The organism is Asticcacaulis sp. EMRT-3 (assembly GCF_030027245.1).
Classification (GTDB): domain Bacteria; phylum Pseudomonadota; class Alphaproteobacteria; order Caulobacterales; family Caulobacteraceae; genus Asticcacaulis.
This window is the reverse complement of sequence record NZ_JASERT010000001.1, coordinates 1,928,478-1,952,948: the sequence shown is the minus strand read 5'-3', so window position 1 is coordinate 1,952,948 and position 24,471 is coordinate 1,928,478. Positions and strand designations below refer to the sequence as shown.

The 24,471-nt window shown below is 60.6% G+C and carries 25 protein-coding genes; 14 read left to right on the top strand and 11 right to left on the bottom strand.

Translation table 11 applies throughout. The features are described from left to right. Window positions 1-5 precede the first annotated feature (5 nt). A complete protein-coding gene (locus QB905_RS09420) occupies window positions 6-608 on the bottom strand; it encodes a histidine phosphatase family protein (protein ID WP_282974660.1) in 603 nt (200 codons plus the stop codon). Window positions 609-787: 179 nt separating this feature from the next. On the opposite strand from QB905_RS09420, the gene moaA reads away from it, so the two are divergent. The 11 genes from moaA (at window position 788) to QB905_RS09365 (ending at window position 12,610) form a co-directional block, all read left to right on the top strand. Further along, on the top strand, window positions 788-1,813 hold the full coding sequence (gene moaA, locus QB905_RS09415; RefSeq protein WP_282974659.1) for a GTP 3',8-cyclase MoaA: 1,026 nt from the start codon (window positions 788-790) through the stop codon (window positions 1,811-1,813). A 202-nt stretch (window positions 1,814-2,015) separates the two neighbouring features. Next, window positions 2,016-5,534: a response regulator gene (locus tag QB905_RS09410; RefSeq protein ID WP_282974657.1), complete on the top strand. Its 3,519-nt coding sequence runs from the start codon at window positions 2,016-2,018 to the stop codon at window positions 5,532-5,534. Then, window positions 5,519-6,388 (top strand): CheR family methyltransferase, encoded by an 870-nt coding sequence (locus QB905_RS09405; protein ID WP_282974655.1) that lies wholly within the window; start codon window positions 5,519-5,521, stop codon window positions 6,386-6,388. Before QB905_RS09410 ends, QB905_RS09405 begins: the two co-directional genes overlap by 16 nt. Beyond that, window positions 6,388-6,963, top strand: a complete 576-nt coding sequence (locus QB905_RS09400) for a chemotaxis protein CheB (protein ID WP_282974654.1) — start codon at window positions 6,388-6,390, stop codon at window positions 6,961-6,963. Before QB905_RS09405 ends, QB905_RS09400 begins: the two co-directional genes overlap by 1 nt. Next, on the top strand, window positions 6,960-8,561 hold the full coding sequence (locus QB905_RS09395) for a response regulator (RefSeq protein ID WP_282974653.1): 1,602 nt from the start codon (window positions 6,960-6,962) through the stop codon (window positions 8,559-8,561). The genes QB905_RS09400 and QB905_RS09395 overlap by 4 nt, the downstream gene beginning before the upstream one ends. A 119-nt stretch (window positions 8,562-8,680) precedes the next feature. Further along, a complete protein-coding gene (locus QB905_RS09390; protein ID WP_282974651.1) occupies window positions 8,681-9,064 on the top strand; it encodes a response regulator in 384 nt (127 codons plus the stop codon). A gap of 98 nt (window positions 9,065-9,162) precedes the next feature. Continuing rightward, window positions 9,163-9,486 carry a hypothetical protein gene (locus QB905_RS09385; RefSeq protein ID WP_282974650.1) on the top strand — a complete coding sequence of 108 codons (324 nt, stop codon included), beginning with the start codon at window positions 9,163-9,165 and terminating at the stop codon, window positions 9,484-9,486. A gap of 313 nt (window positions 9,487-9,799) precedes the next feature. Then, entirely contained in the window at window positions 9,800-10,501 is a 702-nt protein-coding gene (ctrA, locus tag QB905_RS09380) for a response regulator transcription factor CtrA (RefSeq protein WP_282974648.1), read from the top strand. A gap of 202 nt (window positions 10,502-10,703) precedes the next feature. Then, entirely contained in the window at window positions 10,704-11,231 is a 528-nt protein-coding gene (locus tag QB905_RS09375) for an arsenate reductase/protein-tyrosine-phosphatase family protein (protein WP_282974646.1), read from the top strand. Between the two features lie 192 nt (window positions 11,232-11,423). Next, entirely contained in the window at window positions 11,424-11,768 is a 345-nt protein-coding gene (locus QB905_RS09370) for an ArsR/SmtB family transcription factor (RefSeq protein WP_282974644.1), read from the top strand. 284 nt (window positions 11,769-12,052) lie between these two features. Beyond that, complete coding sequence (locus QB905_RS09365; RefSeq protein ID WP_282974643.1) at window positions 12,053-12,610, top strand: DUF4142 domain-containing protein; 558 nt, start codon at window positions 12,053-12,055, stop codon at window positions 12,608-12,610. A 76-nt stretch (window positions 12,611-12,686) separates the two neighbouring features. On the opposite strand, the gene QB905_RS09360 is transcribed toward QB905_RS09365, so the two are convergent. From QB905_RS09360 to QB905_RS09320, 9 genes are all read right to left on the bottom strand, one after another. Further along, a complete protein-coding gene (locus QB905_RS09360) occupies window positions 12,687-13,658 on the bottom strand; it encodes an aldo/keto reductase (protein ID WP_282974642.1) in 972 nt (323 codons plus the stop codon). An 85-nt stretch (window positions 13,659-13,743) separates the two neighbouring features. Then, window positions 13,744-14,154 carry a hypothetical protein gene (locus QB905_RS09355; RefSeq protein WP_282974641.1) on the bottom strand — a complete coding sequence of 137 codons (411 nt, stop codon included), beginning with the start codon at window positions 14,152-14,154 and terminating at the stop codon, window positions 13,744-13,746. A 215-nt stretch (window positions 14,155-14,369) separates the two neighbouring features. Then, on the bottom strand, window positions 14,370-14,570 hold the full coding sequence (locus tag QB905_RS09350; protein WP_282974640.1) for a CsbD family protein: 201 nt from the start codon (window positions 14,568-14,570) through the stop codon (window positions 14,370-14,372). Window positions 14,571-14,687: 117 nt separating this feature from the next. Then, entirely contained in the window at window positions 14,688-15,518 is an 831-nt protein-coding gene (locus QB905_RS09345; protein WP_282974638.1) for a hypothetical protein, read from the bottom strand. Window positions 15,519-15,520: 2 nt separating this feature from the next. Continuing rightward, window positions 15,521-15,808 (bottom strand): HPr family phosphocarrier protein, encoded by a 288-nt coding sequence (locus tag QB905_RS09340; RefSeq protein ID WP_282974637.1) that lies wholly within the window; start codon window positions 15,806-15,808, stop codon window positions 15,521-15,523. 74 nt (window positions 15,809-15,882) lie between these two features. Beyond that, entirely contained in the window at window positions 15,883-16,287 is a 405-nt protein-coding gene (locus tag QB905_RS09335) for a PTS sugar transporter subunit IIA (RefSeq protein WP_282974635.1), read from the bottom strand. Between the two features lie 149 nt (window positions 16,288-16,436). Then, entirely contained in the window at window positions 16,437-16,868 is a 432-nt protein-coding gene (locus QB905_RS09330; RefSeq protein WP_282974634.1) for an HPr kinase/phosphorylase, read from the bottom strand. A gap of 55 nt (window positions 16,869-16,923) precedes the next feature. Beyond that, complete coding sequence (locus QB905_RS09325) at window positions 16,924-18,528, bottom strand: stimulus-sensing domain-containing protein (RefSeq protein ID WP_282974632.1); 1,605 nt, start codon at window positions 18,526-18,528, stop codon at window positions 16,924-16,926. A 32-nt stretch (window positions 18,529-18,560) separates the two neighbouring features. Beyond that, a complete protein-coding gene (locus tag QB905_RS09320; protein WP_282974630.1) occupies window positions 18,561-19,271 on the bottom strand; it encodes a response regulator transcription factor in 711 nt (236 codons plus the stop codon). 180 nt (window positions 19,272-19,451) lie between these two features. Here QB905_RS09320 and QB905_RS09315 point away from each other — a divergent pair, with 180 nt between their 5' ends. The 3 genes from QB905_RS09315 (at window position 19,452) to QB905_RS09305 (ending at window position 24,041) form a co-directional block, all read left to right on the top strand. Then, window positions 19,452-21,161, top strand: a complete 1,710-nt coding sequence (locus QB905_RS09315; RefSeq protein ID WP_282974629.1) for a hypothetical protein — start codon at window positions 19,452-19,454, stop codon at window positions 21,159-21,161. Window positions 21,162-21,290: 129 nt separating this feature from the next. Beyond that, the gene (locus QB905_RS09310; protein ID WP_282974627.1) at window positions 21,291-22,436 is read left to right on the top strand and encodes an acyltransferase family protein; all 1,146 of its coding nucleotides are present in this window, start codon (window positions 21,291-21,293) and stop codon (window positions 22,434-22,436) included. A gap of 102 nt (window positions 22,437-22,538) precedes the next feature. Beyond that, window positions 22,539-24,041, top strand: a complete 1,503-nt coding sequence (locus QB905_RS09305) for a glycosyl hydrolase family 8 (RefSeq protein WP_282974625.1) — start codon at window positions 22,539-22,541, stop codon at window positions 24,039-24,041. An 18-nt stretch (window positions 24,042-24,059) separates the two neighbouring features. Here the strand turns inward: QB905_RS09305 and QB905_RS09300 are convergent, their stop codons facing one another. Beyond that, window positions 24,060-24,467, bottom strand: a complete 408-nt coding sequence (locus QB905_RS09300) for a VOC family protein (protein ID WP_282974624.1) — start codon at window positions 24,465-24,467, stop codon at window positions 24,060-24,062. Window positions 24,468-24,471 lie beyond the last annotated feature (4 nt).

Sequence of the window (24,471 nt, the reverse complement as noted above, 5' to 3'; positions counted from 1 at the left end):
CGCAGTCAGAGTTCCGGCGGCAGGTTCCACAGCGAAATCACCCGCACATCGGGGTGGCTGGGATTATAGCCCAATATGTTCATGGCGGCCTCGCCCAGCGTGAAATGTTCAGCCTCGATCAGGGGCAGGCCGATCCAGCGGGCGGCCAGGGCGCGTCCGAAATGGCCGTGCGAGAAAAGGGCGATATTGCCTTCCATGCCGGACAGTCTGGCCACCAGCCGGTCGGCGCGATCGCTGACGGCTTGCGCGCTTTCGCCGTCAGGCCCGCCATCACGAAAGATAGTCCAGCCCGGTTGCTTCGCCTGAATTTCCGGCGATTTCAGCCCTTCGTAGTCGCCATAATCCCATTCGGCCAGATCGGGTGTGATCTCGGCCTGCGCGCCAAGGCCCGCCAGTTGGCAGGTATGGTGGGCGCGTTGCAAAGGGCTGGTCAGGACGTGGGCAAAATCGATCTTGCCGAGGCGCGGTGCTATCATGCGCGCCTGATCTTCGCCCTGCGCGGTGAGCGGCAGGTCGGTCAGGCCGGTATGGCGGCCCGACACCGACCATTCGGTGCGGCCGTGGCGGATCAGATAGATGTGTGGCCTGTTTGGGCTTGATGCGTTCATAATCACTCCAATTGATCGAAGATTGCGGTTTGACCCTTTGGGGAGCAAACCGGTCAGCCGCCCATGCGGCGCGACCGTAGCAGCGATCAGGCGCGGCGGTAAAGGCAAGATGAGGCTTTTCTGGCTTTGTAAGTCTGTTCTATATTGCGCAGGCTGCCATACGGCCCTAGCTTAGGGCCATGTCCGTGCACGCGCCCCTCATCGATGGCTTTGGCCGCCGCATCAGCTATGTGCGGCTGTCGGTGACCGACCGTTGCGACCTGCGCTGCACCTACTGCATGAGCGAACATCCGGCCTTTCTGCCGCGCCGCGACCTGCTGAGCTTCGACGAGATGGAACGTCTGTGCGCCTTCCTGATCGGGCGCGGTGTCGAGCGCCTGCGCGTGACGGGCGGCGAACCTCTGGTGCGCAAGGGCATCGGCGATTTCCTGCTGCGACTGGGTGAGCACGTCCATGCCGGGCGTCTGAAAGAACTGACCCTGACCACCAATGGCACCCAGCTCGAACACCACGCCGAACGACTGGCGCAGGCGGGCATCCGGCGCATCAATGTGTCGTGCGACAGCTTGCAACCCGATGTGTTCCGGCGGCTGACGCGCGGCGGCGATCTGGCGCGCGTGCTGGCGGGCATCGAAGCCGCGCAAGGCTGCGGCGTCCGCGTCAAGCTAAATGTGGTGGCACTGGCGCAGGATAATCGCGCTGAAATTCCCGCCATTATCGCCTTCGCCCACCAGAATGATATGGCGGTATCGCTGATCGAAACCATGCCGCTCGGCGAGGATGTGGGCGGGCGCGAAGACCAGTTCGTGTCGCTACAAGATGTGCTGACGGAACTGAAAAGCTTCTGGACGCTGGAGGCGCTCGATGAAACTACCGGCGGCCCGGCGCGGTATCACAGCATCGCCGAAACCGGCGGTAAGATCGGCCTGATCACCCCGCTCAGCCATAATTTCTGCGATACCTGCAACCGGGTCAGGATTACCTGTACGGGCAGGCTCTATATGTGCCTTGGCCAGGAGGATCATGTCGATCTGCGCGCGGCCCTGCGTGATGCGCCGGATGCGGACAAGGCGCTCGAAACGGCCGTGACCCAGGCACTGGCGCACAAGCCGCGCGCCCATGATTTCTATATCGCCGCGCCGGGCATGGATGCGCCGCTGCACCGCTACAGTCCGGCGCGCACCATGTCGATGACGGGCGGGTAACAACGGCGTCAAGTGTCTATCTTTATAGAAATTTTACTTTCATGATGCGCCTTCTTATTGGATGCTTGCGCCGAGCCCCATAGGGTCGCGTCAGGGAACAGGGTAAGAGGTGGTCAGGCGATGACCTGTCTTGACACGGGCGATTAAAGCCTGCTGGCGTCAGCCGAAACAGGATGTACGGGGCGGGACAGGAAAATACTGAATGCGTAACAAGACGACTTCGCCTCAGGGCAAACGCCAGGTGCGGACGGATATGGCCGTGTCGCTGGGTTTGTCATTGGTGACCCTGTTCTTCGTGATCAGCGGTGCCGTTTCCTATCTGAATATTCGTACACTCAGTCGTGATTCCGCCGAGATTTCGAAGACCCATGACATTTTGCTGGGCCTCAATCAGATTTTATCGACGATGAAGGACGCCGAAACCGGCCAGCGCGGCTATTTGCTGACCGGGCAGGACAGCTATCTGGCACCCTATGACGCAGCCCTGACCGTGATCGAGGAGCAGGTGCTCAAGGTTCAGTCGCGGACAAAAAACAACCCGGAAATCCAGCAGCGCCTGGCGCTGATGAAGCTGCATATCGCCGCCAAATTGCAGGAGCTGGGCGAAAGCATCCAGGTGCGCCGCCAGTCTGGGGCGGCGGCAGCCGTGGGCATTGTCGAGAGCGATCAGGGCAAGCAGGATATGGACGCCATCCGCAATCAGGTGGCGCAGATGCAGACCTCAGTGCAGAAGGAACGGGTCTTTCGCGTCAGCGAAATGGCCCGGGCCTATGATGTGGCCGTGGTCAGTATCGCCGTTACGGCCCTGATCGGTGTTTTGCTGGCCGGGCTGATTACCTGGATGATTATGCGTGCTGCGGCCCAGCGCAGGCGTGAGGCCTGGTTACAGACGGGCGTGGTCGGCATGAGCGCAGTCGGGGTTGGCGAGCAGCGTCTCGATCAGCTTGGCGAAAGTCTGCTCAGCTTCCTGGCTGAATATCTGGGTGCCCAGGCCGGCGCTTTTTACACGCTCAATGTCGGTAGCGAAGGCGCCGGGCTTTACAAGCGCATGAGCACCTATGGCGTGCCGGAAAAGAACGATGTGCCCAGTCATTTCAGCCTCGGTGACGGCCTTTTGGGCGAGGTGGCCGATGAAGGCCGGACGGTCATCGTCCGTGACCTGCCCGAAAGCCACCTGGCGCTCGGCGCAGCGCTCGGTCAGTGGCGGCCGCGCCATCTGATGATCGCGCCAGCCGTCAATGAGGGCCGTGTGCAGGCCGTGATCGAACTGGGCTTCCTGCACCCCGTGCCACCCCAGACCGAAGAATTGCTGCGCCGCCTGTCCGAACTGATCGGTGTGGCCGTGCAATCGGCCAATTACCGCGTTCACCTGCAAAACCTGCTCGAAGAAACACAGCGTCAGTCAGAAGAGCTGCAAAGCCAGAGCGAGGAATTGCGCGTCAATAATGAAGAGCTGGAAGAGCAGAGCCGCGCCCTCAAGGAATCGCACGCCCGCCTCGAACAGCAGCAGGCCGAGCTTGAACAGACCAATGCCCAGCTCGAAGAACAGGCCAGCATTCTCGAAAGCCAGAAGGACGACCTCAACCGCGCCCGAATGGATATGGAGGTCAAGGCCGCCGAACTTGAACAGGCCAGCCGCTACAAGTCGGACTTTCTGGCCAATATGAGCCACGAACTGCGCACACCGCTCAATTCGTCGCTGATTCTGGCCAAGCTGCTCAGCGATAATCCCGATGGTAATCTGAGCGTGGAGCAGGTCAAGTTCGCCCGCACCATCCAGTCATCGGGTAATGATCTGCTCACCCTGATCAATGATATTCTCGACCTGTCGAAGATCGAGGCCGGTCAGATGGATATTCGCCCCGAACCGGTATCTTTGCGCCGTCTGGTGCGCGATATGCAGCAATTGTTCGAGCCGGTGGCCGAACAAAAAGGGCTGGCTTTCAAGACGAACATCGCCAAAATCCTGCCCGATTCCATCGACACCGACCGCCAGCGCCTCGAACAGGTGCTGAAGAACCTGTTATCCAATGCCTTCAAATTCACCGGCAAGGGTTCGGTCGAACTGAAGCTGGCACCGGCGGGCAAGGATCGCATTGTACTGTCCGTGACCGACACCGGCATTGGTATTTCCGAGGAACATCAGCAGGAAATTTTCGACGCCTTTCGCCAGGCGGACGGCACGATCAACCGCCGCTATGGCGGCACGGGCCTCGGCCTGTCGATCTCGCGCGAACTGGCGCGCCTGCTGGGTGGACAGGTCAGCCTGACCAGCGTGCCGGGCAAGGGCTCAACCTTCTCGATCGATATTCCACTGGCCTTTGATCCCTCGTTGGTGGCGATGCGCGAAATCCTGCCCGTGGCCTCGGCTGAGCCGAAAGCGGCGACGCGGAATGATCCGGCCCTGAACGATCTGGCCGCTCTGAGCGAAGCGGTGAAATCGGGGAAAATGGCGAAATCGGGCGGGCGGACTGCCGGGCATTTCAGCGATGACCGCGAGGTGCTGGGCCATGAACGCCGCACGCTGCTGATCGTTGAGGATGACGACCTCTTCGCTCGCATCCTGTATGACCTGGCCTGTGAGCAGGGCTTTCAGTGCGTGGTGGCCGCCAGTGCCGAAGAAGCCCTGGCGGCGGTGACGCAATATCAGCCCAATGCCGTCCTGCTCGATATAGGCCTGCCCGATCATTCCGGCCTTTCGGTGCTCGATTACCTCAAGCGCGACGTCAAGACCCGCCATATTCCCGTCCATGTGGTATCGGGCAATGATTATATGCACACGGCGCTTTCGCTGGGCGCGGTCGGCTATATGCTCAAGCCCGTCAAGCGCGAGGAGCTGGTGGATGCCTTCTCGCAGCTCGAAACGCGCCTGTCGCGTCAGGTGGGGCGCATCCTGATCGTCGAGGACGACGACGTGCAGCGCGACAGCGTGGCGCGCCTGCTCAAAAGCGGCGATGTCGAAACCGTGGCGGTCGGCACGGCGGCGGAATGTCTCGAACTGCTCAAGTCCCAGACCTTTGACTGCATGGTGCTGGATCTCAACCTGCCCGACGCCACCGGCTATTCCCTGCTCGAAACCCTGAGTCAGGAAGACGCCTATTCCTTCCCGCCGGTCATCGTCTATACCGGGCGCGATCTGTCTTATGATGATGAGCAGCGCCTGCGCCGCTATTCCAGTTCGATCATCATCAAGGGCGCCAAATCGCCCGAACGCCTGCTCGACGAGGTGACCCTGTTCCTGCACCAGGTCGTGTCGGAGCTGTCGAGCGAACAGCAGGGCCTGCTCAAAAAAGCACGCCACCGTGATGCCATGCTGGAAGGCCGCCGCATTCTGATCGTCGAGGACGATGTGCGCAATGTCTATGCCGTCACCAATATTTTCGAGCCGCTCGGTGCCATTGTGCAGATCGCGCGCAATGGCAAGGAGGCGCTTGAAGCCTTGCAGACCGCCAATGGCAAGCTCAAAAAAGGCGAGCACGCGCCGGACGCTATCGATCTGGTGCTGATGGATGTGATGATGCCGGAAATGGACGGGCTGACGGCCACGCGCGAAATCCGCAAGCGGCCCGAATGGGCGCGCCTGCCGGTGATCATGCTGACCGCCAAGGCGATGAAGGACGATCAGGAGCGTTGCCTCGATGCCGGTGCGAACGACTATATGGCCAAGCCGATCGATGTCGAGAAGCTGATTTCTCTGGTGCGTGTATGGATGCCCCGTTAAACGCCGCGCTGTCGCCGCGCGCCGCCATCCCGCTCAAGACGGAAGATATCGAACTGCGCCTGCTGCTGGAGGCGGTGTTTCAGAAATATCATTACGATTTTCGCGGTTACGCTATGGCCTCGGTCAAGCGCAGGCTCAGTCAGGCGCGCGAACATTTTGCCTGCGCCACCTTCTCGCAATTGCAGGATCTGGTGCTGCATGATGACGGTATGATGGGCCGGCTTCTGCCGTTCCTGACCGTGCAGGTCAGCGAACTGTTCCGCGATCCGGCCTATTTCCGCGCCATCCGCGAAAAGGTGGTGCCGCATCTGAAAACCTATCCGTCGCTTAAAGTATGGATTGCCGGCTGTTCGACCGGCGAGGAATTGTACAGCTTTGTCATCCTGTTCCGCGAAGAGGGGCTGGAAAGCCGTACCCTCTTCTACGCCACCGACATCAATGCCGAGGCCCTGCGCAGCGCCGAGGCCGGGGTTTATGGCCTCGACCGCATCCGGCTGTTTACCGAAAACCACCGGCTGTCGGGCGGGCGTTCATCCTTGTCCGACTATTATACCGCCGCCTATGGTGCGGCCTCGTTCGACAAATCCTTGCGCAAGAATGTCGTCTTTTCCGATCACAGTCTGGCCACGGACGCGGTGTTCGCCGAAACCCACCTGACCTCGTGCCGCAATGTGTTGATCTATTTCGACCGCGAATTGCAGGATCGCGCCATCGGCCTGTTCAAGGGCTCGCTGGCCCATAAGGGCTTTCTGGGCCTCGGCTCCAAGGAAACCCTGCGCTTTTCGCGCCATGCCGACGCCTTTGCCGATTTCGCGCGTGAAGAGCGCATCTATCAGAAGCGGGAGCGCGCCTGATGGGTGCAAAGGCTTTGAAAGCGGTGGTGATGGGCACCTCGGCGGGGGGCTTGGGCGCTTTGTCGAGCGTGCTGCCAGCCTTACCGAAAACCTTTCCCCTGCCGGTCATGGTGGTGATCCACCTGCCCGCCGACCGCAAGAGCATCATGGCCGAGCTTTTGTCGGAAACCTGCGCCCTGACGGTCAGTGAAGCCGAGGATAAGGAGGACATACTGCCCGGTCATATCTATTTTGCGCCGCCCGATTATCACCTGCTGGTCGAGGCCAATGGGCGGCTGTCGCTGTCCGCCGACGAGCCGGTGCTGTTTTCGCGGCCGTCGATCGACGTGTTGTTCGAAAGCGCCGCCGATGTCTATGGTGAGGGCCTGATGGCGGTGGTGCTGACCGGCGCCAACGAAGACGGGGCCGCCGGTGCGCGCGCTGTGGCGCAGGCGGGTGGCCGGGTGATCGTACAGGATCCGCAGACGGCCTTTGCCTCTGCCATGCCGGAGGCGGCGCTGGTCGCGGTGCCGCAGGCGCATGTGCTGATGCCGGACATGATCGCCTCCGAACTGATCCGGGTGGCCTGCGCATGAGCTTCGCCCCTTACGACAAACCGGTGCAGATACTGATCGTCGATGACCGCGAGGAAAACCTCCTGTCGCTGGAGGCGGTCTTGCGACGTGACGGGCTGGAGATGCTCAAGGCCAGCTCCGGCACCGAGGCGCTGGAACTCCTGCTCAAACATGAGGTGGCCCTGGCCCTGCTCGATGTGCAGATGCCCGACATGGACGGCTTCGAGCTGGCCGAAACCCTGCGCGGCAATGTGCGCACCCGGCAGATTCCGATCATCTTCCTGACGGCGGGTTCCACCGACCGTCAGCGCCGGTTTCGCGGTTATGAAACGGGCGCGGTCGATTTTCTCGAAAAGCCGCTGGAGCCCGATATTCTGCGCTCCAAGGTGGCGGTGTTTTGTGAGCTGTACGCCCAGCGCCGCCAGATCGCCGTGCAGCGCGACAATCTCAAAGCGTTCGCCGAGGAAAATGTCCGCCTGCTCAAGGACAGCCGCGCTCACGCCGAGGCGCTGAAGGCGGCTGATCAGCGCAAGGATGAGTTTCTGGCCACACTGGCGCACGAACTGCGCAACCCGCTGTCCCCGATCCGGAATGGTCTGCAAATCCTGCGCATGGCCCCCGAAGGCCCGCGCGCCGAAGAGGTGCGCGGCATGATGGATCGCCAGCTTACCCATCTGGTGCGGCTGATCGATGACCTGCTCGATGTGTCGCGCGTCAGCCGTGGCAAGATCGATCTGCGGCGCGTGCGCATGAGCCTGCAAGAGGCGATCCACGCCGCCATCGAAACCTCAAGGCCGCTGATCGATGCCAATCACCACCATTTCAGCTATGATGTGCCCGAAATGCCCCTGTGGGTCGATGGCGATCTGACGCGCCTGGCTCAGGTGGTGTCCAACCTGCTTAATAACGCCGCCAAATATACGCCCGAAGGCGGCGACATCGGTCTGAGCATCACGCCGCGCGGTGGTTTTGTCGATATTGCGGTCAAGGATAATGGCCTCGGCATCGACGCCGATATGCTGCCGAGGGTATTTGAGCTGTTCACCCAGGCTGACCGTCACCTCGACCGTTCGCAAGGCGGGCTTGGCATTGGTCTGGCTCTGGTGGCCAAGCTGGTCGATATGCACGGCGGCACATCGCGCGCCACCTCGGAAGGGGCTGGCAAGGGTTCGGTCTTCACGGTCAGCCTGCCTCTGGCGCGCGGCGAGGGCGAGGCGGTCAGCGCCGCCGTGGCGGTGGCGCCGGAAAGCCAGCGCCCGCTCAATGTGCTGATCGTCGATGATAATGTCGATTCTGCCCAGACCACGCGCTGGATGCTCGATCTGACCGGCCATATATCGACCGTGGCGCATGACGGGCACACGGCGCTGGATGTGGCGCGCCAGCTTCGGCCCGATGTCATTCTGCTTGATATCGGGATGCCGGGCATGGATGGTTATGAGGTGTGCCGTGCCTTACGCACCATGCCGGAAACCGCCGGTAAGCTGATCATCGCCCAGACCGGCTGGGGGCAGGAAAGCGACCGGCAAAAAGCTTTCGACGCCGGTTTCGACCACCATATCACCAAGCCGGTCAGTCTGGACAAGCTGGTCGAACTACTGGAGCGGGCGACATTCTGATCAGACCGGCGACGGGCCATTATGGCTTTTTTGCAAAGACCCACCGGGCTTGCTACTTTGTCCTTACGCGATAATTACCATTGTGCGGACAGTTCTTCCCGCCAACTGAAAGGAAACACATGGCCGATCCGATGCGCGTGATGATCGTTGAGGACAACGAGGCGCTGGCGCAGACCACGGGTTGGCTGGTGGAGGTGCTCGGCTACGACTACCGGCTGGCCCTGACCGCCAGGGCGGCGCTGGAAGAGGCCGGTGATTTCCGTCCCGATGTGATGATGCTCGATATAGGCCTGCCCGGCATGAGCGGCTATGATCTGTGCCGGGCCTTGCGCGCCCTGCCCGAACTGGCCGACACGATCTTTATCGCCCAGACCGGCTGGGGCGAAAGCGAACACCGCCGCCTGACCGCCGAGGCGGGCTTTCACCACCATCTCGTCAAGCCGCTCGCCATCGAAAAACTGGAAGCGGTGCTGGGCGACATCGCCCGGACAAAGGTGGCGTAAAGTCAGTCGCGGTTTCGTGATCGCGCAAGATACGGCCTGGGTTCAAGGCGTGACATAGCTGTGTTATCTTAGGCGTCCATTCGGTTAGGAGGCTGCCTATGTTCTTCATGAAGAAAGAGTCCGACCAGCAAGGACTCGATATCAATATTGGTCGCGTTTTGGAGATGTTCCGAACCAGCGTACTCGATCCGGCGCAGACGGCGGAATCCCTGACCCGGTTTTTTACCGGCGAAGGTCAGAAGGATATACCGGCTTTGCAGGCTTATCTGACGCGCGTGCTGACGGCGGTGGACGATGGCACGATCGATCTTAGCCGGGCGCGCGCCTGCCTGGTGGATGCCGCTGGCGCTTCGGAACGTCACGAGCCGAACTTTGCCGACCGGCTCAAAACGCTGTGTGAACCGCCTGTCGCGGCGAAATAAATACAGCCGTCTTGATAGTATGCAGCGCGGGGGCCGCACGGCCTCCGCGTTTTGCGTTTCAGGCCTGTCTGCGGATAAAAATATCACCTGTGTGATTCAAATGACTCAGTTGCAAAAAAGGCTCGTAAAAATCCTGTGAATAAAGAGAATCATTGACTCGCGCCCCTTGCCGCCGATTCGCAAATCACCTTACCCCAAATAGCAGATGTTAAGCTTAACGAATCTTAAGGGATTTCCTGTTTAGCATGAAGGTTAACAGGCGAGAGCATGTTGGCCTTCGCCATCCTGTTACCTCAAGCCGGGAGGGGCTTATATGCGCGTACTGCTGATTGAAGACGACAGCGCGACCGCTCAGAGCATCGAACTGATGCTCAAATCGGAAGGCTTTAACGTCTATACGACCGACCTCGGTGAGGAAGGCATCGATCTGGGCAAGATCTATGACTATGATCTGATCCTGCTCGACCTCTCCCTGCCCGACATGTCGGGTCTGGAAGTGCTGCGCCAGTTGCGCGTCGGCAAGATCAACACACCGATCATGATCCTGTCGGGCACGTCGGAAATCGACACCAAGGTCAAGACGCTCGGCTCTGGTGCCGACGACTACATGACCAAGCCCTTCCACAAGGATGAGCTGATCGCCCGCATCCATGCTGTGGTGCGCCGTTCCAAGGGCCACGCCCAGTCGGTCATCCGTACGGGCGACATCCTGGTCAATCTCGACGCCAAGACGGTCGAAGTGGCGGGCAACCGCGTTCACCTGACCGGCAAGGAATACGAAATGCTGGAGCTGTTGTCCCTGCGTAAGGGCACGACGCTGACCAAGGAAATGTTCCTCAACCATCTCTATGGCGGGATGGATGAGCCCGAACTGAAGATTATCGACGTGTTCATCTGCAAGCTGCGCAAGAAGCTGGCCGTGGCCGCCGATGGCAACCACTATATCGAAACCGTCTGGGGCCGCGGCTATGTGCTGCGCGATCCGCACGATCAGGGCTCGATCGTCGCCGCCTGATCCCTGCCGGTTATACAAGATAAAAAACCCGCCGTCCTCTCGCGGCGGGTTTTTTGCGTTTGGAACTCTGGAAAGGCGAACCCGGAAAGCAAAACATTGTTCTTTTCTTCATACTGTTCGTCAATCCGGGAATAAACTCTTAGTGGTAGTCTTATCCGCATAGGGCGAAAAAGAAACGGTCTTTTTTGCAAAATGGGGTGGTATGACGATGACTGAGAGTTTGCGTGCCTATAATGTGCTGTTCATCTGCGCCCACAATTCGGCGCGTTCTATTCTGGCCGAAGCCCTGCTCAATCGCTTAGGCGCGGGGCGTTTTCAGGCCTGGTCGGCGGGGTTTTCGCCGGTTCCGGCCATCAGCCCCTATGCGCTGGCCTTGCTGCACAAGATCAATTATGCGCCAGACGCCCTGTTCACCAAGCCGTTGACGGCGGTGATGGGTGAAAAGGATCCGGGTTTTGATTTCATCATCCGCCTGTCGCCGGATCGCCGGGGCTGTCCGCGCGCCCCGCAATTTAAGGGTGAGCCGGTCTGTGTGGACTGGGTCTTGCCCGATCCGTGCGATATTGTCGGGTCTTCGTCCACAGTTGCGGCGGCCTATGCCGATATTTTCAACCATCTGGCCGCCCGTCTCGACACATTCGCCAACCTGCCGCGTCAGGTGCTGGAAGCGCCAGCCATAGCGGCACGGCTGGAACGCATGGGCGAAGAGACGCTCCGTCTGGCGGCCTGAGCCACATCCCTGACGGCAAGCGCGTTGCCGCCCCCACGCGGCAGCGCGTTTTTTGGACAAAAACATCCGCCGCTCGCGGAAAGTTTACGATAACATCTTCTGGCCGTGCCTTTAAGATTCCATAGTTTTGCGATAACAGAGGGTTGAGTTTTTACGGGAATTTTTCCCGCTTTTCGAGAGCAGGACGGGCTGATGACGAACGATGATGCGGTGGTTAATCTTTTTGCGCTCGCCCATCCCGGCCGCCTCAATGTTTTCCGCACCATCGTGCAGGCGGGCCCGGAGGGCATGGCCGCCGGAAAAATTGCTAAAAGCGTCGGGATTCCGGCCAATACGGCCTCGACCCATCTCAGCATCCTGACGGGAGCTGGCCTGCTCAGCGCCTATCGTGACGGTCGTTCGATCATTTATCGCGCCGATTTCGGTCACTATGCCGATCTGATGCGCTTCATGCTGTCTGAATGCAGCGAAAATCATCCGGGTGCCGCCGTGGCCCTGCATGATTATTTCGCCGCCCACCCGCTGCCCGCTGCATAGCCGGATCAATAAACAGAACATCGTTATGATTATTGCCAGTTGTGGCGATGGAGTGATCAATACACTTTAAGTAAACTTACCTTCACGAAATTTTTATATGAATGAATGCCGTTCAGGCGGTAATTTTATCATTACGGCATAATTTAGCACATCTCTGCCCTTATTTCTGATGGCTCATAGCTTGTTTTCGGACAGGTTAAGCTTGATAAAGGATGGAGACGATGAAACTTAAAGCTGCTTATAAGATCACAGCCGTTCTGGCTGCTTTAGCGACTTGCGGAGCCATGAGCGCTCAGGCTCAAACGGCAGCAGCGCCCGAAAGCCAGATGGCGACATCGCCGGCCTCCGCTGCTGCCAGCAGCGCCTCTGCGGGTACGGATGCCGCTGCGGCCCCTGCCGCCTCGGCTGCCGAAGCCCCCAATGCCGCCAAGGATTTTATTCGTCAGGCCTTTCTCGCCAATGAATTCGGCATCGCCGCCAGTCAGGTGGCTATCGCCAAGGCGCAGTCACCCGCTACCAAGGCCGCCGCTCAGGCCGTGCTCAATGATGGCATGAAGGTGCGTCAGGATATGATCACCGCCATTCAGGGCTCGACCTCGGACATGCATTTTGACCAGACCTGGAGCGCCGATTACAAGGCCAGGCTGGCCGAGTTGCAAACCACGCCGGACGCCGATTTTGACCAGAAATATGCCACCGTGCAGGGTCAGGTTCTGACCAATGCCGCGTCCCTGTTCAGCGCCTATGCCGCCACGGGCCAGGATGTCGCCGTCAAAACTTTCGCCAGCAAGACCTTGCCGACGATTCAGGCCGATGCCAGCAAGCTGACTGTGGCGGGCTGATACGATTTCGCTTTCTAAAAACCCCCGCACCAGAGCTGGTGCGGGGGTTTTTTATGGCCGAATGCAAGGCGACAGATCAGAGATTGACCATAGCCAACCCGGCTTCGGCATAGCGGGCGCCTGCAAAGCCGGTGCGGGCGATCACCTGCTCGATTTCCTGTAGATCGGACGGACTGAGGTTAAGATCGGCGGCGGCGATGTTTTCCTTGAGGCGGCTTAGGTGGCGGGTGCCGGGAATGGGCACAATCCACGGCTTTTGCGCCAGCAGCCAGCCCAAGGCCAGTTGCGCCGAGGTGACGTTTTTGCTGGCAGCGAGGTCTTTCAGTGCGTCAACAACGCGGGCGTTTTGTTGCGCCGCCTCGCCGGTGAAGCGCGGATTACTGGCGCGAATATCATGCTCGCCCAGCGGCGCCATCTGCCCGGTCAGAAAGCCGCGTCCCAGCGGCGAAAAGGGCACGAAACCGATCTTCAGCTCTTCCAGTGTGGGCAGGATTTCGGCTTCGGGATCGCGCGTCCACAGCGAATATTCGCTTTGCAGCGCTGTGACCGGCTGGACGGCATGGGCGCGGCGGATGGTGGTGGCGGAAGCCTCCGACAGGCCGAAATGCCTGACCTTGCCCTCGCTGATCAGATCGCGCACCGTACCGGCCACATCCTCGATCGGCACATTCGGATCGACGCGGTGCTGATAGAGCAGGTCGATGGTTTCGATGCCGAGGCGCTTCAGCGAGGCTTCGGCGACGGCGCGGATATGTTCGGGGCGGGAATCGACGCCGCGCATCCCGGACTCATCGATTTTAAAGCCGAACTTGGTGGCGATCACCACCTGATCGCGCACCGGCTTCAGCGCCTCGCCGACCAGTTCCTCATTGGTGAAGGGGCCATAGACTTCGGCCGTGTCGAAAAAGGTGACGCCAAGATCGACCGCCTCGCGCAACAGCTTCAGGCAGGCGTCGCGGTCGGACGGGCCGTAGGCCCAGCTCATCCCCATACAGCCGAGGCCGAGCGCCGAGACTTCGAGATTTTGACCGAGTGTGCGTGTTTTCATGGCGAGGCTCCTTGTCAGTGATACCGCCTATGTGGGGTTTGTCAGCGGCGCACGAAAGGCTGACGTCCAGGCTTTTTTGACCGACTCAGGAGCGGACGGCTTTCGCCTGGGCCCTGGCGGCGTCGATATGGCGCGCCATCGTCTTGACGAAAGGCAGGCGGCGCAAAACCAGCCGGAACACGATGGCGGCGACGGCGAAGCCGATCCAGATATTGGGCCTATTCAATTCGGGATGCAGATCATAAACATAGATTTTGAAAGCAATGGTCAGGGCCAGATAGGGCACTAAAATCGCCGCCCAGCGCACGCATTCGTCCTTCAGGAAGCCGCTGGCCCCACCGGGATGGTATTGCCAGGCGCCTGAACTGGCGAGCCAGCGGATCAGCACGATGATGGCGATGATGACCAGGCTGGCGATGGTTGAAATCGCTACCAGTTCGAGCGGATGAGCGTGTTGCCAGGCCATTGATGCGGCCTGTTTTTGCGCATAGTTCATGAAGAAAGCCCCCGTGTTTTGGATCACTGACGAGGCTTGATATCCGCCGGGCGCGCATCTGGATGCAGCTTCCGGTGAATTCAGCCCGCCTTGACGGGCATAAAAGCACAAAGAGCGGGAAAGCGCATCTGAGGAAACGCTTTCCCGCCCGTCTTGCCGACCTCAATCCGGCGGGAGAGAGGTCTGGCAATCTCAAAATTGTCAGGAACGTTTAATCAGTGATGATTGCGCGTCCATTCGTCGATCTGCTTGTCGGCCTCATCCTGAGCGATGCCGTAACGTTCCTGAATCTTGCCGGACAGAATCTTGCGGTCGCCTTCGATGATATTGAGGTCATCGTCGGTCAGCTTGCCCCACATCTTCTGGGCCTTGCCGCGCACCTGATCCCAGCTACCTTGCAAACGGTCGTTATTCATCTCTAAACTCCTGAAATTCATTCATAATCGGAATTTAAATCTAGCCCGCCCGCCTCTAAAATATCCAAGCCTTAGCGAAGCCGCTGCATAAGAAGACGGTAAGGCGCACTAAGCGCTTTAAAAAATCGCTGAAGGCAGTTTTTGCGGCGTGCAGATGCCCTGTTCGCCGAGGTGTTCACCCCCGCCCAGGTTCTTGTCGATCTGTTCGGCGTAAAAAGCGCCGTTTGCGCGGTCGAGCGTGATGCGCAGGGCATCGCCGTGTCGGGTGCGGCGATTGACCAGATAATAGGCCGTGCCCGATACCTCGGCCGAGCAGGTGGTGTCGAGGCAGATCGATTGACGGATCAGCGAGCGATGGCCCGGATCGGCGAACAGGAATTTGAAATCGGCCTGCTGGTCAGGAAAGACCGGCGAGGGGAAGATATTGATATAGAAGCTGCCCTGCGAGATCAGACGGCGCCCTTGCGTGACGCGCGTTTCGCAGCGCAGGCTGATTTCAGCAGGCGCGGACGCGACGGGCGGCGCAGCCTCCGGCGCGGGCGGCGGGGCTGCACCTATGGCCTGAACCGGCAGGGGCGGCTGGGCAGGAAGCGGCGCACTGTGAATCGCCACGGGGGGCGGCAAGGGGGCAAGCGCGGACTTGCCGGTGTCCGGCGTCAGGGCGGCTGCGATTTTGGGACTGGCGGCGGGCGCCTTGCCATTTTTATAGACGGTGTAGGGAATGGGAGCGGCGGGCATGACCGGTTTCTTGGCCGGTTTGCGGTGGCGCGCCGCCGGTCTGGCGGCGCTGGCCCCGGATATGGCCTCGTCGCCTGACGTGCTGTTGGCCGTGGCATAGCCGAGCGGTGAAGACGCAGCGGGATTGTAGGTGCCCTCGGCCTGGGCCGCCGCAGCCATCAGGCCGGTGATAGCCAGACTCAATAGGATCAGGCGGGCGGCGTGTTTCACGCTCAGGCCTCTTCGTCGAATTTGCGGGCCACCAGATCAACCAGGGCCGGCACAGCGTCTCCGGCCTCTTCGCCCTCGGCCTCGATGGTGATGGTTGAACCCTTGGCGGCGGCCAGCATCAAAAGCCCCATAATTGACAAGGCATCGACGCGGCTGTCATCCTTCAGCACATAGATCTGGGCGTCGAAAGACGAGGCCAGCTTGACGAACTTGGCCGAGGCCCGCGCGTGCAGGCCCTTATTGTTACAGATTTCGACCTCGGCCCGTACCGGCACGTCTGTATCGCTCAAGGAATCGCCCCCTACAGGCTGATAAGGAGATGCAACATGCGGGGATTTGCCGTTTTCGTAAAGAGGGATGCGGCTTAATTATCGCCCGACAGAACATAGGAGGCGACGGTGACATATTTGCGTCCGGCTTCCTGCGCATGACTGACGCAGGCATCGAGCGATTCGCTTTTGCGCAAAGAGGCCAGCTTGATCAGCATGGGCAGGTTGAGGCCGGCAATGACTTCAGCCTTGGTCTGTTCCATCACCGAAATGGCGAGATTGGACGGGGTGCCGCCAAACATATCGGTCAGCAGAATCACGCCATCGCCGGAATCATTGGCGAAGGTGGCGGCCAGTATATCCTGACGGCGGCGGGCCACATCGTCTTCCGGGCCGATGCAGATGGCCGTAAGCTGGCTTTGCGGCCCGACCACATGCTCCATAGCGGCTACGAATTCGTCAGCCAGCCTGCCATGGGTAACGATCACCAGTCCGATCATAAAGCCTTGTCCCTGAACCCGGAAAAGTCCGTACGCGGCGTCTAGCTTGCCGCGCGCGGAAGGCTGACATCATAGGCCGGATTTCACTGCACTGCAAAACAGATTCGCGTCTTCCGCCCTTTTGCCGCCAAAATTCTCGTGATTCGAATCTAATTCACGCGCCCGCGCAGGGCGGTCAAAAGTTTGCTGACGCTCGACGCCTGTTGCGGCACAAGGCGGATCGTCGGGAGGGCGTGGCCGAGAATTTCGGTGATTTCGGCCGCCGGCAGGCGTTCCGCCGGATCGCTTTGGGCCAGCACCGCCAGATGGACGCGGGTAAAGGGGCGCGGCGTTATATCGGAAATAGCCAGACCGCGAATCTCCATGCGCCCGGCAATGGTTTCGGGCGCGGCAGCATAGAGATGGCCGCCGGAAGACCACAGGCACGAATAATCATCGCTGACCAGGGCGCATCCGGCCTGAATGGCGCGCAAGGCCAGATCGCTCTTGCCGATGCCGGAAGGCCCCATGATCAGCACGCCGCGCCATTGCGCGCCGGTGAGCAGGCTGAGACTGGTGGCGTGGATCACGAGCTTGGGCATGGGCCGATATTAGCCACAGGCAGGCGGGCTTGAACAGGGCTTTATCAGGCGGCGGTTATGCCGCAGGCAGCAGGATGATGAAGCGCGCCCCCGTTACGCGGCCTTCGCTGTCGGTGCGGTTCTCCGCCCAGACCCGACCCCGGTGCGCCTCGATGATCTGGCGCGAAATCGACAGGCCGAGCCCGGAATTCTGCCCGAAACTGGTGCCCTTGGGGCGCGAGGTATAAAAGCGCTGGAAGATGGTGTCGAGATTATCGGGTGGAATGCCGGGGCCGTCGTCATCGAAGGTGATGCGCAGGGGCAGGGCCGGATCGCCGCTGGCACCCAGCGCCACGCGCACCTCGCTATTTTCCGGTGAAAACGAGCGCGCATTGTCGATCATGTTGCGGAAAACCTGGCCGAGCGGGCCTTCGCGGCCTGAGACAAGCGCTGAAGCCTTGGCCGTATCGCGCTGGAAACGGACCTTGACCTGGCCGGGCAGATGGCTTTGCTGATAGAGTGAGACAATATCTTCGAGCAAGGTGTCCAGTTCGACCTTTTTCGGCATATCGCGCGACAGTTCGGCATCAAGGCGCGAGGCATTGGAAATATCGGTGATCAAACGGTCGAGACGGCGCACATCCTGGGCCAGCACATTCATCAGCCGTTCGCGCGCCGCATCGTCCTTGACCATAGGCAGGGTTTCGAGCGCCGAACGGATCGAGGTCAGCGGATTCTTGATCTCGTGGCTGACATCGGCGGCGAAGCGGTCGATTTCTTCCATCCGCCGCCACAGTGTATCGGTCATGCTTTCCAGCGAACGCGCCAGTGTGCCGATCTCGTCCCTGCGTTTTTCCAGATCGGGCAGGGAGATGGCGCGCGTCTGGGCCATGCGCACCCGGTCGGCGGCGGCGGAGAGCCGGTCAATTGGCCGGCTGACCAGCCAGTACAGCAGGAGCGACGACAGCATGGTGACCGCGAAGGCCACCAGAATGAAGGGCAGCATGGCCATGCGCTGATCCCAGACGATCTTATCGACATCGCCGCGCTCGATGGTCAGAACGCCCAGCACCTCCTTGACCCGGCGCAGCGGAATCGACACCGACACCACCTTGACGCCGCGCTCATTGCGCCTGACCGTGGCGACATTTCTGCCGGTGAGCGCCAGGGCCACCTCGTCGTGCAGTTGCATGTCGGCGCGGGCACGGCGTTCGGCGCGCAGTACCGATGTATCGGGTGGCGGCGGATCCGTACGTTTGCGCGCCGGCGGCAGTTGCGACACATCGATCGAATCGGACACCACGTAGGAATCGGAAATCAGATGGCCCTGCGCATCGAACAGACGGGCCCGTTCGCCGGACGGGATAAAACGCGCCAGCGCCGCCAGGGCATTGTCCTGTTCCAGCGTCGGTTGCGGCTCGCCCTCGGTGGCCACTTCGGCAATCACTTCGCCGACCACCTGCGCCTGTGAGGTCAGCGAATCCATCTGGCTGGTGATCAGGCCGCGGCGCAGATCGGACAGCACCAGCGTGCCAACGGCGATAATGATCAGGCCGAGCAGGTTGAGGCCGAAAATCAGGCGGCCAAGGCGCGAACGTCCGAAGGTCAGGCGGCTGAAATGCCGTCCGACATGTACAAGGCCCGCCTTGTCTGTATCGCGCGCGCCTGAGGCGTCGGCCATGTCAGCTACGTCCCCTCAAAACGCCTGTCGTCTCAGACTTCGCGGTAGCGATAGCCAACGCCGTAAAGGGTTTCGATCGAATCGAACTCATTATCGACCACGCGGAACTTCTTGCGCATCCGCTTGACGTGGCTGTCGATGGTACGGTCATCGACATAGACCTGATCATCATAGGCGGCGTCCATCAGGTTGTCGCGGCTCTTGACGAAGCCGGGGCGCTGGGCCAGGGCGTGCAGCAGCAAAAATTCGGTGACGGTCAGGCGCACAGGCTTGCCGTCCCAAGTGCATTCGTGGCGGGCGGCGTCCATCACCAGCTTGCCGCGCTTCAGTGACTTGGCGTTGAGCGCCTCGGTCACTTCGGGGGCCTCGCCCTGATCGACGATACCGGCGCGGCGCAAAACCGCCTTGACGCGCTCCAGCAACAGGCGCTGTGAAAACGGCTTGTGGACGTAATCATCGGCACCGAGATTGAAGCCCAGCACCTCGTCGATCTCGTCGTCCTTCGAGGTCAGGATGATGACCGGCAGGCTGGAGGTGGCGCGCAGTCGGCGCAGCACTTCCATACCGTCCATGCGCGGCATTTTCACATCGAGAATGGCCAGGTCAGGCGGGTCTTTTTCAAGCGCGGCCAGACCGGCGGCACCGTCATAATAGGCCTGGATCGTATGGCCGCCGCTTTCCAGAGCCAGCGATACGCTCGTCACGATGTTTTCGTCGTCATCGACAAGAGTTATTCGGGCCATAGGGCCTCCTGTATTGCGATCTGAAACCGCGCGCTTTTCATCTGCCTACCCCATTTTACCCTAAGCTGGTTCTTTTAAAGGCGTCAACGCGGCGAATTCGCGGCTTTCAAGGATAATTTAATAAGATGTGTGTAACTTCTGACGCATAATCAAGGGGCTTTCCGCCTCTTCGGGGACAAGATGAGCGACCGCCCGGTGCATTACGAAGTGTTTTCGCGCCGCACGCCACAGGCTTCGTGGGTGCTGGAAATGGCGGTGGAATCCCGCGACACGGCGCTCACTTCGGCCGAGGAGATGCTGAAGGAGGGTCGCGCCGCCGTGCGTGTTTCCAAGGAAACCTTCGATCCCGAAACGGGCGAATTCCGCTCGCACCGCCTGATGGAAAAGGGCGTTACCACCCCGCAGAAAAAGCCGAAACTGGCCCCCGAAACCGATTCGGTGTGCGTCAGCCCGCAGGATCTCTATACGGGGCCTGCGCGCGAAAAAATTGGTCGCCTGCTCGAAGACTGGCTGCGCCGCTATGAGGTGACGCCGTTTGAACTGCTGCACCGTCCCGATCTGGCCGAAAAGCTGGAGGCGTCCGGCAATGATCTTTTGCACGTCACGCAAAAGCTTTCGGTGCCGGAAAGCCAGGATACGGGCGTGCCCCTGCATGAATTGATCCGGCGCTGGCAGGGTTTGTTCGACCGCGCCTGCACACGGCTGATCCAGGATGGCCGCAAGCAGGTGTTTCCCGAACTGACGCCCGCCAATCTGCTGGCCGTGGTCGATCGTCTGCGCGATCACCCGGAGCGCGACTATGTGCTGGGCGGCGGCCTGGCCGGGCTGTTGAAAGAGGCGAAACGGCCCGCCGCCAAACTGGAAGCTCTGCGCATCTACGCCGAGGCCCTGTCCGGCGTGGTGCAGGATCGCAACTGGGCCATGCAGGTCATCGAAGCGCCGGTGGTGGAAATCTTCGCCACGCGCGGCAGTCTGGCCGATCTGGTCGGCGATGAGCTTGATCTCGGGGGGGCGCTGGCCCTGCTGACGCGACTGGCGGCGGGAGCCGAGGTCGATCTGGTGGCGCGCCATGATGCCCGCGTGGCGCGGCTGATGCCGTCGCTGTCCGGTACACTGGCCGGTTACGCGGCGCTGATTCAGGGCGGTCACCTGCCGCATCTGGCCTATCATATTTCGCGGCGCTGTATCACCGAACTGAAGGGGCCGCGCCGTCTCTGCCCCAATGATCCCGAAACCGAGATCGAAACCCTGCGGGCCCTGGCCCTGTGCCTGAGCGCCGCCGGCAAGGACGAAGGCCAGCGCGACGACATCAAGGAGGCCTTTGTCGAGCGTTCGAAAAAGCTCGTCTCGGCCGATTTCGTCACCAGCCTGATGGAGGAGGCACGTGACGCCACAGACGAGGTCGAAAAGCTGATCTGGCTGTGCGAAAACATGGTGGGAGCCGCCAATAAACGTCAGGCGGCGCGCTGGCTGCAAACCTTCGTAAGCCAGCAGAAATTCGAGCGTTCCTTGCGCGAAAGCCAGCAGCCGCCCGCCGCGCGCCTGCAAACCCTGGCGCGGATGCAGGCGCGCATCAAAGCGGCGCAATTGGTGGAAAAGGACGGCGACGATATTTGTGTCAGGCTCGGCCAGATAGGCGGGCTGATCGCCGCCGACGTCAAATTGCTGGCCCATATCCTGCGCAGTCCGGCCTCGCCGGTGCAGAAACTGGCCATGATGATGGGCTTCGCCGCCGGTCAGACCGGGCCGATGGGGCCGCTGTCCGATCAGGCGCGCAGCGAGGCCATGAAGATGCTGCGCGATTCGGCTGTGCGTCAGGCCCTGATGGGCCAGCCGCAGGTACTGGCCTCGCTGCGGCCTATGATGCAGGCGGCGGGGCTGGCGGCCTGATCATCATTTCCGAAGCGCATACATGGCAATCAGGCCGCGCCGCTGAGCGGGAGCGGTTCCACACGGTTTGACAACGGGCTGTTGCGGCGGCGATAAGGTCTGCAAAAGATCATAAAATCGCAGGGTAAAATGTCGCAATCTTACAACATACTGGCTAACAGCCCGTCGGCCACCGACGCCATAACGCCGGACGTCACCACAACCGGCAAGCCGCACTATGAGGTGCTGGATGGTTTGCGCGGCACGGCTGCCGTGCTGGTGGTGCTGTTTCATATCATGGGCATGACCGCCAACTGGTCGGATAAGGGCCAGTTGGTGCATCACGGCCATCTGGCGGTCGATTTCTTCTTCACCCTGTCGGGCTTCGTCATCGCCTATGCCTATGGCGACCGCTGGGGGAAGATGAGCCTCAAACAGTTCTTCCTGACGCGGCTGGTGCGGCTGCATCCGCTGGTGCTGCTGGGCGCGGTGCTGGGCGTTCTGAGCTTTGTGTTTGATCCGTTCGCAGGGGCCACGCAATCGGTCATACCCTTGCGTACCGTGGCGATTGATTTCGTGCTGATCGCCTTCCTGATGCCGCACCCGCCCCTGCCCAACCGCTGGACCGACACCCACAGCCTGAACAGTCCGGCCTGGTCTTTGTTGCAGGAATATATCGGCAATATCGCCTATGCGCTGGTGCTGCGTCGCCTCAAGGCGCGCTGGCTGTTCGCCATCCTGATCGTGACCGGGGCGGGTCTGATCTGGTGCGCGGCGAAAAACAACAGCATGGATATGGGCTCGGATTTCGGCAGCTACTGGCGGGGCATGTTGCGCATGGCGTTTTCGTTTACGCTGGGCCTGTGGCTCTATCGTGTGCATGACAGGTTCCCGAAGGTGCGCCCCGGCTGGCTGGCCTTAAGCCTGGTGCTGATCATCGCCATGTGCGTGCCGCGCATCGCGCCCGGCATCGCCCACGCCAATGGCTTGCTGGAGGTGGCGATGGTGATGCTGGTATTTCCACTGGTCGTGCTGCTGGGTGCGCATTCGCAAATCAGCCACATCGAAATGGCGGCGTGCAAGATCGCCGGGCACCTGTCCTATCCGCTCTATATCCTGCACTACCCGTTTTTGTTGATCTACATGAACTATGTCAATTTTCGCCACCCTTCGGCGCATGACAGGCTGATCTGGGCCAGCGTCGCCTTTATTGTCGTGGTCAGCTTCGCCTGGGCGGCGTTCAAGCTCTATGATGAACCGATCCGTAAGATGTTGAAACCGCTGACGCAGCGCTGACTTGTCACGTCTCCTGAACCCGTATAGCCTGAGCCGCGAAGGCTGCGCGCCCTGATCCGGCGCAGATAAGCCGTATGATTGTCTCAGGAGGATTTTAGAATAATGTTGAGCCGCGTCGGCCTTTTCGGCAATGTTACCGCTATCATCATGCTGGCCGCCTTGCCGGTTCACGCCGAGACGCAGGCAGCCTCCACCCCGCCGCCGATGACGGCGGATAATGGCTATGTCGATGCGCCTCAAGGGCCATTTGCCCGCCATCCGGGCGATGGCAACGGGGCTTACAAGACGCACATCTACCACAATTTGTTCGCTGAGCGTCTGGGCGTCAGTCCGGCGGCCACCCGGCAAAAGGTCGAGGCCACCTTCCAGCAGCTTTTCCACGGAGACGGTCAGGAACAGCGCGTCTATTTCGAAACGGGTGCCAATGCCAATGGCACCTTGGCCTATATCACCGACTGGGCCAATAATGATGTGCGCACGGAAGGGATGAGCTACGGCATGATGATTGCCGTCGAACTGGGCAAGAAACGCGAGTTCGACGCCCTGTGGAACTGGGCCCACACCTATATGCTGACCACCGATCCGCACAATCCCTCGCTTGGCTATTTCGCCTGGTCGATGAATACCGATGGCACGCCGCGTTCCACCAGCGCCGCGCCGGACGGCGAGGAATATTTCACTATGGCGCTCTATTTCGCCGCCAATCGCTGGGGCAATGGCAAGGGCATCTATAATTATCAGGCCGAGGCGGACAAGATTCTGCGTGATATGCGGCACCATCCGGTGCTGACCGGCACGACGCCGTTTCGCATTCACCCCAAGGATCCCCCCTTCGTCGCACCACAAACGCCGTGGCCCAGCCTGAATAATCGCGCCATGCAGGCGCAGGCCGAGAAGGACGGCACGCCGTGGCCGCCCTATCATTTCGACAACAAACCCCATCAGGTGACGGTGGGGCCGATGGTCGATGAGGCCCACACCATGATCCGCTTCGTGCCGGAAACCAATGTGACCGGCACCGACGCCTCCTACCATCTGCCCGCCTTTTATGAATTGTGGGCGCGCTGGGGGCCGAAGGAAGATCGCGCCTTCTGGGCCAGGGCCGCCGATGTCAGCCGCGATCTGTTTGATCGCGTCACCGCCCCGCAGACCGGTCTGGCACCCGACCGCAGCCATTTTGACGGCTCGACCCTGCTGACCAGAGATGGCCAGCCTGATCCGTTCGGCTATGATAGCTGGCGCACGGTCAGCAACTGGTCGGTGGACTATAGCTGGTGGGGCAAGGATGACCGCGAACGCGCACTCAGCAATCGCATCCAGACCTTCCTCTATGGTCAGGGCATTAACAGCTTCGCCGACCGCTACACGCTGGACGGCAAGCCCTTATCGACGCGCCACTCGGTTGGCATGGTGGCGACCACGGCGGTCGGCAGTCTGGCGGCGACGCCCGGTGCCGTGCCGGACGCCTTTCTGAAGACGCTGTGGGACACGCCCGTACCTTCTGGTGAGCAGCGCTATTTCGACGGTATGCTCTATATGATGAGTCTGATGCACTTAAGCGGCGAATTCCGCATCATCGAACCGCATGATGGCAAGGCGAAATAGGCTTAAGCTTCCAAAGAGTCAGGCGCTGCGGAAATTCAGCTCCAGCAGCACATTATTGGGGTCGGTGACGAACAGTTGGCGCAGGCCGATTTCCGATAGGTCGGCATAGCCATAGTCGGTGCCGCGCGCCTTCAGCAGGGCCAGCATCTCGTCGAAACCGTCGCACTCAAAAGCGATATGGTGGATCGCGCCCGTGCCCGCACCGGGCTGAACGTCGCGCGGGATCGTGTTGTCGGTGCCGAACAGATTGAGGTGGATGACGGCGCGCTCACCGGCATAGAGCCACTGGCGTTCGGATGGGTCGCGGCGCGGCGCCCCCCTGGCCACCAGACCCAGCAGGTCGTGGTAAAAGGCAATCGTGCCCGCCATGTCGCGGGTCTGGATATTGAAATGGTCGAGATGTTTGACGATGGTGGTTTCCGGCATGGAG

Coding starts and splice junctions, on each gene's coding strand:
- QB905_RS09420 (WP_282974660.1), bottom strand. CDS start 608: ATGAACGCATCAAGCCCAAACAGGCCACACATCTATCTGATCCGCCAC.
- moaA (WP_282974659.1), top strand. CDS start 788: ATGTCCGTGCACGCGCCCCTCATCGATGGCTTTGGCCGCCGCATCAGC.
- QB905_RS09410 (WP_282974657.1), top strand. CDS start 2,016: ATGCGTAACAAGACGACTTCGCCTCAGGGCAAACGCCAGGTGCGGACG.
- QB905_RS09405 (WP_282974655.1), top strand. CDS start 5,519: ATGGATGCCCCGTTAAACGCCGCGCTGTCGCCGCGCGCCGCCATCCCG.
- QB905_RS09400 (WP_282974654.1), top strand. CDS start 6,388: ATGGGTGCAAAGGCTTTGAAAGCGGTGGTGATGGGCACCTCGGCGGGG.
- QB905_RS09395 (WP_282974653.1), top strand. CDS start 6,960: ATGAGCTTCGCCCCTTACGACAAACCGGTGCAGATACTGATCGTCGAT.
- QB905_RS09390 (WP_282974651.1), top strand. CDS start 8,681: ATGGCCGATCCGATGCGCGTGATGATCGTTGAGGACAACGAGGCGCTG.
- QB905_RS09385 (WP_282974650.1), top strand. CDS start 9,163: ATGTTCTTCATGAAGAAAGAGTCCGACCAGCAAGGACTCGATATCAAT.
- ctrA (WP_282974648.1), top strand. CDS start 9,800: ATGCGCGTACTGCTGATTGAAGACGACAGCGCGACCGCTCAGAGCATC.
- QB905_RS09375 (WP_282974646.1), top strand. CDS start 10,704: ATGACGATGACTGAGAGTTTGCGTGCCTATAATGTGCTGTTCATCTGC.
- QB905_RS09370 (WP_282974644.1), top strand. CDS start 11,424: ATGACGAACGATGATGCGGTGGTTAATCTTTTTGCGCTCGCCCATCCC.
- QB905_RS09365 (WP_282974643.1), top strand. CDS start 12,053: ATGAGCGCTCAGGCTCAAACGGCAGCAGCGCCCGAAAGCCAGATGGCG.
- QB905_RS09360 (WP_282974642.1), bottom strand. CDS start 13,658: ATGAAAACACGCACACTCGGTCAAAATCTCGAAGTCTCGGCGCTCGGC.
- QB905_RS09355 (WP_282974641.1), bottom strand. CDS start 14,154: ATGAACTATGCGCAAAAACAGGCCGCATCAATGGCCTGGCAACACGCT.
- QB905_RS09350 (WP_282974640.1), bottom strand. CDS start 14,570: ATGAATAACGACCGTTTGCAAGGTAGCTGGGATCAGGTGCGCGGCAAG.
- QB905_RS09335 (WP_282974635.1), bottom strand. CDS start 16,287: ATGATCGGACTGGTGATCGTTACCCATGGCAGGCTGGCTGACGAATTC.
- QB905_RS09330 (WP_282974634.1), bottom strand. CDS start 16,868: ATGCCCAAGCTCGTGATCCACGCCACCAGTCTCAGCCTGCTCACCGGC.
- QB905_RS09325 (WP_282974632.1), bottom strand. CDS start 18,528: ATGGCCGACGCCTCAGGCGCGCGCGATACAGACAAGGCGGGCCTTGTA.
- QB905_RS09320 (WP_282974630.1), bottom strand. CDS start 19,271: ATGGCCCGAATAACTCTTGTCGATGACGACGAAAACATCGTGACGAGC.
- QB905_RS09315 (WP_282974629.1), top strand. CDS start 19,452: ATGAGCGACCGCCCGGTGCATTACGAAGTGTTTTCGCGCCGCACGCCA.
- QB905_RS09310 (WP_282974627.1), top strand. CDS start 21,291: ATGTCGCAATCTTACAACATACTGGCTAACAGCCCGTCGGCCACCGAC.
- QB905_RS09305 (WP_282974625.1), top strand. CDS start 22,539: ATGTTGAGCCGCGTCGGCCTTTTCGGCAATGTTACCGCTATCATCATG.
- QB905_RS09300 (WP_282974624.1), bottom strand. CDS start 24,467: ATGCCGGAAACCACCATCGTCAAACATCTCGACCATTTCAATATCCAG.